Origin of the sequence: Pontibacillus chungwhensis BH030062, from assembly GCF_000770675.1 — a bacterium.
Classification (GTDB): Bacteria; Bacillota; Bacilli; order Bacillales; family BH030062; genus Pontibacillus; species Pontibacillus chungwhensis.
The window spans coordinates 321,592-333,873 of record NZ_AVBG01000001.1 but is presented as its reverse complement, the minus strand read 5'-3'; the positions used below and the strand labels follow the sequence as shown (position 1 = coordinate 333,873).

Sequence of the window (12,282 nt, the reverse complement as noted above, 5' to 3'; positions counted from 1 at the left end):
AGCGCCTGGCATTTAGCTGGGCGCTTTTTTAGCTCTTTAGTACATGAAGAAACTATTTCATAAACTGACCTCCGATTTTTACAGCAGCATGGTCCTGGAATTTTCGCTTACGACGGAGGTAATTATCTGTTGTAGAGGACGATTCATGATCTAGCAAGTCTTGTATCGCTTTTAAATCTGCTCCTTTAGACAGGTAATAAGAAGCCGTGTAATGTCTACACGTATGCGGAGTAATCTTAAATTTAATAGGATTAGAGGTTTTCGCATAACGTTCCTGGCGATCTAAGCGTTGCTGGATAAATGGAAAGATAGTATGCAAGTTTTCTATTTGTTTAGTGAATTCATTACTTAAATACTTAAAATTATAATGTTCTCCGTTAGGCTTAGGGAAAAGAGGGGTCTCATCTCCGTCTAAGTTTCCTGAAAAGCCTCGCCTCATTCTAAATTCACTAATCACTTCTAGTACTTCTTCAAATAAAGGGACTTCTCGCAACTTACTTCGTTTTCCAATAACAGAGACAAAATAAAGCCCAACATCTGGTTGATAAAAGACTTCAGACCATTTAGCTTCTGCAAATTCCTGAATACGAAGGCCGGTTGAAACCAATGTATACAACATTGTATACATATAATAGTCATGCTCTTTGAAGTATTTAAGGAGCTCTTCAACTTCTTCTTCATAAAAGTCTCGATTGACGAGTTGTTCTTTTTTTACAGAGATTCGTTTCATACTTTTCGTAAGATCATAGTTTACGATATCACGATTATGTAAATAAGAGAGGAACTGACTAACAACGGTACTTTTGCGACGTAAGGTAGTGGGACGGTATGAGCAGCTTTCTAAATACAGCTGATAGCGCCCTAAGTCTTCGTGATGAATGGTTTGGATTGTATGGCCATCTGCTTGTATGTATCCGATAAACTGACGAACATCACGAAAATACTCTCTTAGGGTAGAAGTTTTACGACGTGACCCAAGTGTAGGGTCATCGTGGAGAAACAGATAAAGAAGTAACTCATCCGGAACTTGTTCCCAGGGAATATCCCTAAAACCAACTTGCATGATCTTATGGTACAAATCAGGGGAACTCCAATCAATTTGTTGTTGGGTAATGTGATGAATGGTTTGTAATGTTGTTTGATTATTCATAATGTTCTCCCTTCATTTAATAAGTGACAAAACCAAAACTTTCTATCTATACTATAACATAGCATTTTTCATTAAACCTAGAAAAATTGTTTATTATTCTATATTCAATTACAAATATATAAACTATAATAGAATATATTAATATTATTTATATTTGTCAGAGGGGGAGCGAAAATGTACTTGTCGATCCAACAAGTATCCAAGAAATTACATAAATCAGAAAGACAAATTCGGTACATGATTAAACAAGAACAAATTATGCCTGTTAATCCAGATACGTACAGAAGGGATGGCGGGTATCGGTTTAAGGAAGAAGAGATTGACTATATCAAACAAACCTATGAACCAGGTGGGTTAACTGTAAAGGGTGCAGCCAAACGAGCCGGAATTTCTCCTCAATACTTAATGCAATTTGTGAGGAAGGGAGAAGTTGAAAGTTTTACAAAGATTATCGGTAAACAAAAACGGCGCTTCTTTGAATTGGAAGAAATTGATCGATTTAAAGATCGATTACAGGAGCGAACTGTGTCGAATCGAGAAGGGGATTATGGGTCACGGGTGCAACTAATTTCGCGAGAAGTCCGTATTTTTGATAAAGTCCGTGTAAACGGCGTCATGACGCGGGTTGTGAGCACATCGCCGCTAAGAACATTAATGAGCAACGGCAAGGAAATCCATATTCGTGAAAATATTGAAGGAAAAGGAAAATGGCCAGAGCGAGAGTATATTAAGCAAAAAGGATTTGCGGAATTCTCCATACCTATACCTCGTAATATGGACCATCCTGTATATGATCTGATATACAAGATGATTTTCCAGTTAGGTAGAAAAAATATACAAATCTATGAAACAGATCTTGGGGACTTTTATGTTCGATGCAGGTTAGGTCGATTAACGATCACAGAGGAGGAACACCAATTATTGCTTCGGTATATTGAAAAGGGAGAAATTCACTATGATTCTAAGGCTTTAATAGCTCAACTTATGTCCGGTTTTACCACAACGTCACTTGATATATCCACTAAAATACTGGATCGGTATTATAAGGAAGCAGAAGAGCTAGGTCTCCCTGTGGAAGAGTTGCTCCTAAAAGCGTTACGTCGTTATTTGTAATCTGGGAGGATTTCACTCTGCCGAAGTCTAATTAGATACAAGGCGGCAGAAGGAGGAATTGTATGAATTGGAATCAATTATCTAGTCAATGGAAAAGGTGTTTTGAGTTAGCTTGGGAATCCTATCAACTAGGGTCTAAACCAATCGCTGCACTAGTTACAAATGAAGAAGGGAAGATCGTTGCAGAAGGAAAATGCGCGGTTCATTGTAATCTCCCTGATGAAAGAATAAGATGTAATGAAATCGCACATGCGGAGGTTAATGCGCTATTAAATATCGACAATCGCGTACATACATACCGAGCTCCTTATACCCTTTACTCGACGTTAGAGCCATGTCCGCTTTGCATGGGGGCATTATATATGTCTGGCATTAAAAACTTAAAGTATGCGGCCAAAGATGAATATGGCGGAAGTATCGATTTACTAGGATCGACAACTTATATGAGTCGAAAGAAGATAAATGCAGAGGGTCCATTTGTTAGTATTGAAGAAGTCTCCATTGTATTAAACGTCGCCTTTGACATCGAATACGATCCTACGAAACGGTTTGTTATAGAAGAGATGAAGAAGGTTTATCCTGAAGCTCTAGAAGTGGGGAGGGAATTTGCGGTTCACAGGACACTTCAACAAAACAAGCACCTCCCGATTGAAAAAATTTACACATTAATACAAAAAGCACTAATCAAACATCTAAAAAGTTTACACAGCTAAGTGAGTGAATGTTACCAGGTATACTTATAAAATTAAGTATACCTGGTTTTTCGTGATTAAGAAGAGAAGAGATGTTAAAATCATGGTAACCGCTGTCAACTGACGGATAATTTCAATACAATAAATAATGATCTGTTTATAAAGGAGTTACCAGTATCATGACAACTGACCAGTATCAAGATTCGTTACACCCATTAGCTAGTTTATACAAACAATTTACTATGTATGATGCGCATGAATCAGCCAAAAAAGCGCTGGATTTATTGGAGAAGCAACAAAACCAGGAACTTGTGATTGGCTTTGCGGGACATTTTTCAGCCGGAAAATCGACGATGATCAATACGCTTCTTAAAGAAGAACTTTTACCATCCAGCCCTATTCCAACGAGTGCTAATCTTGTGAAAATTAAAAAGGGGGAGGGGTATGCTCGTGTTTATTTCAGCGAGGATGACCCAATTGAATACCCTGAACCTTATAATATTGACCGCATACAACAATTCTGCAAAGATGGCGATGCCATTAAAGAACTTGAACTCACAAAAAAGGATACTCACTTAGTTGAAAACGTAACCATTCTTGACACACCAGGCATTGATTCATCAAATGATGCGGACAGAATCATGACAGAGTCAGCTCTTCACATAGTGGACGTATTGTTCTATGTGATGGATTATAATCACGTTCAATCTGAAGTGAATTTAGCCTTCTTGTCAGAAATGCAGAAAAAAGATAAACCACTTTATATTATAGTGAACCAGATTGATAAGCACGATGAATCTGAGTTACCTTTTTCTTCTTTTAAGCAAAGTGTTTACGACGCACTGAACAATTGGAGTATTGAGACAAAAGGGATTTACTTCACCACGCTGACAGATCCTGAACTACAACACAATCAATTCCAGCAAATGAAGTCAACACTTGAACAATTGATTGATCAGAAAAATTTTATTATAAAAGAAACCATCACGAACTCGAGTAAAACACTCATAACAGATTACATCACTCAACTGAAAGAAGATAACAAAGACGTACAAGAAGATCTTGAAAAGAAATTAGCTTCTTTTCAAAAGGACGAAGGGGAGCCTTCATCCCAACAGCAAATGATCGAAACGAAAGCTATACCAGAGAATGCCGAAGATGATTTGAGGCAGCGCGTGGACCATTCCCTCCGAAATGCCACCCTTATGCCTTATGAAGTTAGAGAAAAAGCTCGTTCATTTATTGAGTCTCAACAATCTAATTTTAAAGTAGGTTTTTTCTTTACGAAATCGAAAACAGAAGAAGCTCGGAAAGAAAGGTTGGATTCATTTTATGAAGCTATATCCGAACAGGCTAAAGCGAAGCTAGAATGGCCGGTAAGGAAAGCTCTTGTTGAAACAGCGAAATCATACCATGTTTTTGATGAAACTACTCTGCAAAAATTTGAGAATTTCACCATCACTTTTGCTCCTGATTTACTTAAAGACACGATCCAAAAAGGCGCTGGATCTGGTGGGGATTATGTACTTCAGTATTCTGAAGATGTTTCACGAGAGATCAAGCGTTTGGTGAAAGACGAGGCACTTAAATCTTGGGGGGAAGCTTCTCATTTTCTTGAAAGTGAGAAAGAAGATAAATTAGAACAGCTTAAAGCTAAGCAAGAATCCGAGAATCAATACTTATCTTATAAACAAAAGCTCGAATCCCTTCATAAAGATTTGACTGAGAGAAAAGAATCTCTCATCAATATCAGAAGTGGAGATCTTGATATTGACGGGGCACTTGATGATGCTACCTCAACATTATTCGCAAGAGAACAGCGAGTACGTAGAAATGCGGAGCTAGATGTGAAAGTACCTCAATCAAATGATAAGCCTCAACCCAGGAACGAAAAGAACTTAAAACCTCAAAAGAAGAAAGAGGTTACAATAGAAGAAGCGATCGAACGATTAGATGAGACGCATTCTGCACTAGAACCCTTACAAGGGTTCGGTTCGTTACAACAAGACTTGCTAGAGAAAAAGAGTCGGCTTCAATCCAGGCATTACACAATCGCTTTATTCGGAGCATTCTCAGCAGGTAAATCGTCGTTTGCAAATGCTCTGTTAGGTGAAGCTGTCTTACCTGTGTCACCTAATCCTACAACCGCAACCATTAATAAAATTTTACCCGCTTCTGATGAATACCCTCACGGTAGTGTTCGTGTGAAAGTAAAACAATCAGAAGATTTGAAAGCAGACCTTGCTTACGCGACAGATCACTACAGTGAAAATTTCGAGAATATTGATCAATTAGTAGAATGGATTAAAGAAGATAATACGCGTATATCAACCATCACACCGGACCAAAAAAGATGGTCCTTTCTTCAAGCTGTCACAAATGGATACTCCTATATTAGAAAGCACTTAGGAGGAACGCTTGAAGTTGGATTAGAAGAATTCAAGGAGTTTGTGTCTAATGAAGAGCGTTCTTGCTTTATTGAGTGGATGGAATTGTACTATGATTGCGCCCTTACCAGAGAAGGGATTACCCTTGTAGACACACCTGGTGCTGATTCGGTTAATGCGCGTCATACGGAGACCTCTTTTGAATACATTAAAGAGGCAGATGCAATCCTATTTGTCACTTATTATAACCATGCTTTCTCTGGGGCTGATCGGGATTTCCTTCTGCAACTCGGCCGAGTAAAGGACGCATTTAGTATGGATAAAATGTTCTTTGTCGTAAACGCATCAGATCTCGCCAAAACAAAAGAAGAACTCGATCTTGTTACAAACTACGTTGAAGATCAATTACTCCAATATGGAATTCGTTCGCCTCGATTATTTCCTGTATCAAGCAAAATGGCTTTAGAAGAGCGTGCTGGGAAATCAGAGATCACTTCCGTTACTGGTACTTCAGGGATTATGGAATTTGAACAGTCTTTCCATAGTTTTATACAACAAGAGCTCGTGCAACTCCTTATTCACGCTGCTTTTCATGATCTAGAACGAGCAAAGAATACAATAGAACACTATATTCATTCTGCTTCTCTAGATCAAAAGCAGAAGGAGAAAAAGAAAATAGAATATCAAACAGAGAAAAACGAGATCGTCTCTCGCATCGAAAGTTCAGATAAAGCGCGCTATGAGCAGGCGATCGAAAATAAAGTGACGAAACAAACCTATTATGTTCAAGAACGTTTATCGTTAGCTTTTTCTGATTTATTTAAGCAATCGTTTAATCCAGCTGTAATAAAGGGGAATGGGAAAGAAGCAAAAGAAGCTCTTCAGAAAAGTTTTAATCACTTAAAAGAGATGATTGAGCATGAGTTGCTTCAAGAACTAAGAGCTGTAACGATTCGTATAGAAACGTTTACAAATGAAACGGCTAAAGAATGGAAGCAAGATCTTGAGGAGAAATGTAGTAGGGAAGTAGCTCCCATATCACTTCCGTATTACGAAGATAAGAAAATTCTTACACCAGAGATCCAACCACATCTATCCATTTCTATAAAAGATAAGGCTATTGAGCAGGCTTTGGGTCTGTTTAAAAATACAAAAGCATTTTTTGAACATAATGAGAAGGAAAAGATGAAAGAAGCGTTGCTAGAAGGTTTACTTCCACAAGTGGAATCGGTAATAAAAGCTAATGATGATTTGCTCATCCGTTATTACCTTGCAGAGTGGAACAAAGTCACTGAAGAGTACCAGGATAAGTCGAAGCGAAGCGTTGAAGAATATTACAATGGATTATTAGGTTCCCTTGAAGAACGCGTTGATTTGGATGCACTAAAAAACACCAAGCAACAAATCGAACACTCAATTCGTTAAGTTAGTGAAGAACTAATTTTATTAACAGGTGAACTTTAAATATGAAAATTGTCCAATAAAAAAGCAGCCATAACATGGCTGCTTTTTGCATTATACTTTCTTTTCGATATCAGCATCTTTTTTCAGCTTGTCAATTAGCTGTTTTTCTTGCTTTTGTTTCTCTTGTTGTTGAATTCTTTGTTTAAGTTGATCTTTTACTTCTTTTAGCTCCGGAATTTCTTGTTCGCTTCCTTCACTACTTTTAGCTAATTGATCATATTGCTTTTGAATCTCTTCATCTGTTACTTTCACTTCTTCTGTGTTTTCAGAAATAAACTTGTCAATCAGGATTTGAGTACGAAGTTGATCTTTTACTTCATCTTTAGAAATTTCTTCTTTTTCTAAGAGCTTGTTAAACTGTTCTTCGCCACCATTTCGCTCAATGATGCTATCTAAATCTTTCTGTACTTCTTCATCAGATACGCTGATATCAGAAGATTCCGCTTCTTGTTTAACAAGTTCTAGGTTAATAAGTTGAGTCAGTGTCGAATCTTTTATTTGTGTAAGCTGTTCATCTTTAAGTTCCATTCCTTGTTGCTTATACATCTGCTTTTGTTGCTCAATCGAATCGTTTAAGCGAGACATAGGGATCTCTTCACCATTTACTACAGCGGCTACGTCTCCTTCAGATTCTTTGTCATTGTTTTCTGAATTTTTTTCTTCTTTGTTTTCGCTATCCTTGCTTTCTTCTGTCGTTTCAGTATCTTTGGAGTCATTATCATTAGAGCCTTCTTCGCTACTTGAGCACCCTACGATTCCTACGGAAAGGACAAGGCCAAATAGCAATGTGGCCAGTTTTTTCTTGAATGTCAAAAGAACATCTCCCTTGCTGAAAATTCAATTCTGTTAGACTGTATCATACCACAAATGCTCTTGTAAAATACATCCTCTTATAATGAGGCTTGTTCAGTATGTAAATGCCAATTTTAAAGGCATGTTTAGGAACTATTTCACATAGTCATTAGTGAAGATTGCTATTTAAGGAGGAAAGAGCAATATGAATCCATACCATTATAATCAATATGAACAAAGCCTCATCCAAAATGCTTCTATGTACGATTTGCTCGCTAACTATTACAAGTATATAGACCCTAACAAACATATGATGTATTACATGAAGCATTATGAATGCATGCGACAACTAACGGGTATGTATCGTTCAAATGATCAACAGAACGCTCAGCAAGCAAATCATCAGAATATGTCTTATGTAAGGGTTTTTCATGCATCACCTAATGCCCCTAATGTGGATGTGTATGTTAATGGTCAGCAGCTACTTCAAAACGTGGCCTTTAAACAGGTCAGTCAGTACGTACCGGTTATGGCTGGAGATTATCGTATTAAAATTACTCCAACCGGAAACTCTGAGGCAGTTTTGACTAAAGATATTAGAGTAGAACCAGGTCAGGCTTATACAGTTGCCGCTGCTGGGAACGTTGAAGAACTAACGTTGGTCCCTTATGTTGATGATATGACACCTGCTCAAGGAAAAGCGAAAGCTCGATTTATCCATTTATCCCCGGATGCCCCGCGCGTAGACATTGCAGTTAAGGGAGGAGAAGTGCTATTTCCGAACGTAGGTTTTAAAGAGGCGACAAATTACTTGACTTTACCACCGACACAGGTTGAGTTAGAAGTAAGGCCAGCAGGATCAAAACAAGTTGTACTTACAGTTCCAGGAGTCATGTTAGAAGCTGATGGAATCTATAACGCTGTAGCAGTAGGATATGCTAATGGTGAGCCAACACTAGAAGCCATATTTATATAAACAACAGCCCTTCCCCACGGAAGGGCTGTTGTTTTTTGATATTAATAGAGTATAAGTGTAGAAAAAATTATGAAAATTTAATATACTTAGAGTTACGAAATAATGAGGAGGATATAACATGACCAAAACGTCTTATGATTTAACGTGGGATTTAGATGTGATCTTTGAAGGGGGCAGTGAGTCTGAAGCTTTCAATCAATATTTACATACATTAAACGAAAATTTACAAGAGTTAGGTGATAAGGTAAATCAATTCACCACACCTAAAAGCGCAGAAGAAGTCGAATCTCTTGCAACTATTATTCATCACTTGGAAACAGTTACGACACAAATTAGAGAAAGTGGTGCATTTATAAGTTGTTTATCTGCTCAAAATGTGGACGATAAAAAGGCCAGCCTATTAAGAGCTCAAGTAAGTCAGATGGGAGCTGTATTTTCTACAACAATGACACAACTTGATCAAAAGTTGGTTCAGGTTGAAGAATCTGTGTGGAATCAATTGCTCGATTCACCCGAATTATCCAATTTACAATATGTGTTGAATGAAAAGAGAAAACGAGCTAACGAAAATTTACCCCTGGAGCAAGAGGCAATTATTAATGACTTAAGTATTGATGGCTATCATGCATGGGGCCAAATGTATAACACGATCGTTGGCAAAATGAGTGTAGAAGTAGAAGAAAATGGGGAATCTCATCATTTATCTGTAGGACAAGCTTCAAACAAATTAAGTTCTGCTGACCGAGATGTAAGACAAGCTGTTTTCCACAAGTTACAAAATGCATGGACTGAACAACAAGACCTATTTGGGGAAACGATTAATCACTTATCAGGCTTTCGTTTACAAACCTATAAGCATAGAGAGTGGGATCATGTCCTTAAGGAGCCACTTGAAATTAATCGAATGAGTGAGAAAACACTTGATACGATGTGGTCTTCGATCACCAAATATAAGGATACATTTGTAAAATACCTTGAGCGTAAAGCTCATTTACTTGGTATTGAAAAGCTGAATTGGTATGATGTCGGCGCGCCTATTACAAATGAGGAACAAACCGTTTCTTATGATGAAGGAGCAAAGTTTATTGTTGACCAGTTTAACCAATTCGGTCCCAAAATGGCTTCATTTGCAGAAATGGCATTTGAAAAGCGCTGGATTGAAGCTGAAGATCGCAGCGGCAAACGACCAGGAGGTTTTTGTACAAGCTTTCCTGACAGCAAACAAACGCGTATATTTATGACCTATTCAGGAACAGCATCAAATGTAGCCACACTAGCTCACGAACTAGGTCACGCATTCCACCAACATGTTATGGATGATGTTCACCCTTTAAATCAGCGTTATGCTATGAACGTGGCTGAAACTGCATCAACGTTTGCAGAAATGATTGTAGCAGATGCTGCTGTTAAGAAAGCTGAGACAGAACAAGAGCGTTTATCCCTTTTAGAGGATAAAGTAAACCGAAGTGTTGCCTTTTTCATGAATATCCATGCCCGCTTCTTATTTGAAACGAGATTTTATGAAGAACGTAAACAAGGTCAAGTTTCGGTCGAACGCCTTAATACACTAATGGAAGAGGCACAAAAAGAAGCGTACTGTGATGCTTTAGGAGAATATGATCCTCATATGTGGGCATCCAAACTCCATTTCCACATCACAGGTGTTCCATTCTATAACTTCCCGTACACATTTGGTTACTTGTTCAGCCTTGGAATATATGCAAAAGCATTAGAAGAGGGGAGCGATTTTGAAGAGAAGTATATCGCTTTATTGAAAGATACAGGAAGTATGAGAGTAGAAGACCTTGCAATGAAACATTTAAACGTTGATATTGAGCAACCAGAATTCTGGGAAGATGCAATTAAATTATGTGTGAAAGATGTTGAAGAATTCCTACAACTAAGTCAGTAAAATGGGGAGTGGGATTGGCTCTTATAGAAAGAGTTGATCCCACTTTAATATCAATACAAATGAAATCGTTTCACTTATTCGCTTGACTTATGTGTAAGAAGGGAGTATTATGAAATTAATAAAGAAAAACAACAGAATATAACTCGAACGCATAAAACACCATTAGAATCATAAGATAAGTAATGAGTTACGATTTGAAAGATACTCCGATTCACATATCAGAAAGAGTATTAATTCACATTAGTACTTTTTCTAATATGTGATTTTTTATTACTTCAATAAAAGTAACATATTAGAAATTAGTAATGGAGGTTTTCTCTAATGAAAACAGGTACAGTAAAATGGTTTAACGCAGAAAAAGGTTTTGGCTTCATCGAAGTACAAGGTGAAGACGATGTATTCGTACACTTCAGTGCGATCAACGAAGAAGGCTTCAAGTCTCTTGAAGAAGGCCAAAGCGTTGAATTTGAAGTAACAGAAGGTAACCGTGGACCACAAGCGGCTAACGTAACTAAATTATAAGAATTAAAAAGCTACCTCCAAAGGTAGCTTTTTATATATACTTTCTCTAAGTTTCAGTTCTCTAAAAGATGAAGGTATGAGAGAAGCAAACGTAATCGTTTGTTTTTCTAATATAAGTCTTTTCCAAGGAGGCGTTCAGTACATGGCATTTGGTAAGAAGAAACAAGAAGAGATCAAGAAACAGGACCTTAAAATTTGGGAATGCTCCTCTGAAGATTGTAATGCATGGATGCGGGATAACTTCAAATCCGAAGAAACCCCTACATGCCCAATTTGCAAAAGCAAAATGGTGACATCTGTAAAAGAGCTACAAGTAGTAGAAAATAACAGCGCTAAATGGAATTGATGAATAAAAAAAGATCTCACTTATGGTGAGATCTTTTTTTATGTCTTATTGAATGAATTTTCTTGCAAATGGAGTGTGATATACGCTATTGTGTAAACAAACTAAGTGGGGAGGATTTTTGTGAGTTTACATGTTGCCATACTTCAAATAGATGTTACATATGGAAATCCTGCAGAAAACCAGAAGCACATTGAAGAACAAATGAAACAACTCAAATCACTTGAACAAATCGATGTAGTGGTAATGCCGGAACTGTGGAACACTGGATATGACCTTACTAGATTGGATGAAATTGCTGATCCTTTAGGGGAGCAGAGTCAAGACTTTCTATCTCGTTTATCTCGTCAATACGGTGTAGATATCGTGGGAGGATCAGTAGCTAAAAAAGAGGAAGGACAACACACTAATACCTTGTACGTATTTGATGAAGACGGTCATCTCAAGAAAGAGTACAGCAAGGTTCATTTATTTAAGTTAATGGATGAACATTTGTATTTACAAGCTGGTGATAAACAGAGTCATTTCGAAATAAAAGGTTACCCTAGTGCTGCTTTTATTTGTTATGACATCCGTTTTCCAGAATGGATGAGAACTCATACTATAAATGGTAGTGAGATTTTGTTTGTCGTTGCTCAATGGCCTACCCCTCGTATAGATCATTGGAGGAGCTTACTCATTAGCCGAGCGATTGAGAACCAGTCTTTTGTCGTAGCATGTAACCGAATAGGGAGTGATCCTAAGAATTCATTTGGTGGCCACTCGCTTATCATAAGTCCATGGGGCGATATTATCTCAGAAGCAGATGACACTGAAATGCTTCTTACTGGAGAACTTGATATGAGTATCGTGGAAGGCATTCGTAAACAAATCCCGATTTTTCAAGATCGACGCACTGATCTCTATGAATAAAGACCATATAATTTTGTGG

10 protein-coding genes are annotated in these 12,282 nt (G+C 37.6%); 8 read left to right on the top strand and 2 right to left on the bottom strand.

Going from position 1 to position 12,282, the window contains the following annotated elements; translation table 11 throughout:
• Nucleotides 1-52 precede the first annotated feature (52 nt).
• Entirely contained in the window at nt 53-1,150 is a 1,098-nt protein-coding gene (locus N780_RS01600) for a tyrosine-type recombinase/integrase (protein WP_052114834.1), read from the bottom strand.
• A 174-nt stretch (nt 1,151-1,324) separates the two neighbouring features.
• On the opposite strand from N780_RS01600, the gene N780_RS01595 reads away from it, so the two are divergent.
• The 3 genes from N780_RS01595 to N780_RS01585 all read left to right on the top strand — a co-directional run bounded on the left by N780_RS01595 (nt 1,325) and on the right by N780_RS01585 (nt 6,767).
• On the top strand, nt 1,325-2,263 hold the full coding sequence (locus N780_RS01595) for a helix-turn-helix domain-containing protein (RefSeq protein WP_036779167.1): 939 nt from the start codon (nt 1,325-1,327) through the stop codon (nt 2,261-2,263).
• A gap of 62 nt (nt 2,264-2,325) precedes the next feature.
• Nucleotides 2,326-2,976, top strand: coding sequence for a nucleoside deaminase (locus N780_RS01590; RefSeq protein WP_036779165.1), 651 nt, complete (start codon nt 2,326-2,328; stop codon nt 2,974-2,976).
• 158 nt (nt 2,977-3,134) lie between these two features.
• Nucleotides 3,135-6,767 (top strand): dynamin family protein, encoded by a 3,633-nt coding sequence (locus N780_RS01585; protein WP_052114833.1) that lies wholly within the window; start codon nt 3,135-3,137, stop codon nt 6,765-6,767.
• Nucleotides 6,768-6,857: 90 nt separating this feature from the next.
• On the opposite strand, the gene N780_RS01580 is transcribed toward N780_RS01585, so the two are convergent.
• Complete coding sequence (locus tag N780_RS01580) at nt 6,858-7,619, bottom strand: SurA N-terminal domain-containing protein (protein WP_036779163.1); 762 nt, start codon at nt 7,617-7,619, stop codon at nt 6,858-6,860.
• 184 nt (nt 7,620-7,803) lie between these two features.
• Here N780_RS01580 and N780_RS01575 point away from each other — a divergent pair, with 184 nt between their 5' ends.
• From N780_RS01575 to N780_RS01555, 5 genes are all read left to right on the top strand, one after another.
• The gene (locus N780_RS01575) at nt 7,804-8,574 is read left to right on the top strand and encodes a DUF4397 domain-containing protein (protein WP_036779160.1); all 771 of its coding nucleotides are present in this window, start codon (nt 7,804-7,806) and stop codon (nt 8,572-8,574) included.
• A gap of 118 nt (nt 8,575-8,692) precedes the next feature.
• Nucleotides 8,693-10,486, top strand: coding sequence for a M3 family oligoendopeptidase (locus tag N780_RS01570; protein ID WP_036779156.1), 1,794 nt, complete (start codon nt 8,693-8,695; stop codon nt 10,484-10,486).
• A gap of 321 nt (nt 10,487-10,807) precedes the next feature.
• Nucleotides 10,808-11,008, top strand: a complete 201-nt coding sequence (locus N780_RS01565; protein WP_036779154.1) for a cold-shock protein — start codon at nt 10,808-10,810, stop codon at nt 11,006-11,008.
• Nucleotides 11,009-11,150: 142 nt separating this feature from the next.
• Entirely contained in the window at nt 11,151-11,354 is a 204-nt protein-coding gene (locus N780_RS01560) for a cold-inducible protein YdjO-related protein (RefSeq protein ID WP_036779151.1), read from the top strand.
• A gap of 120 nt (nt 11,355-11,474) precedes the next feature.
• Complete coding sequence (locus tag N780_RS01555) at nt 11,475-12,263, top strand: carbon-nitrogen family hydrolase (protein WP_036779149.1); 789 nt, start codon at nt 11,475-11,477, stop codon at nt 12,261-12,263.
• Nucleotides 12,264-12,282: the final 19 nt, after the last annotated feature.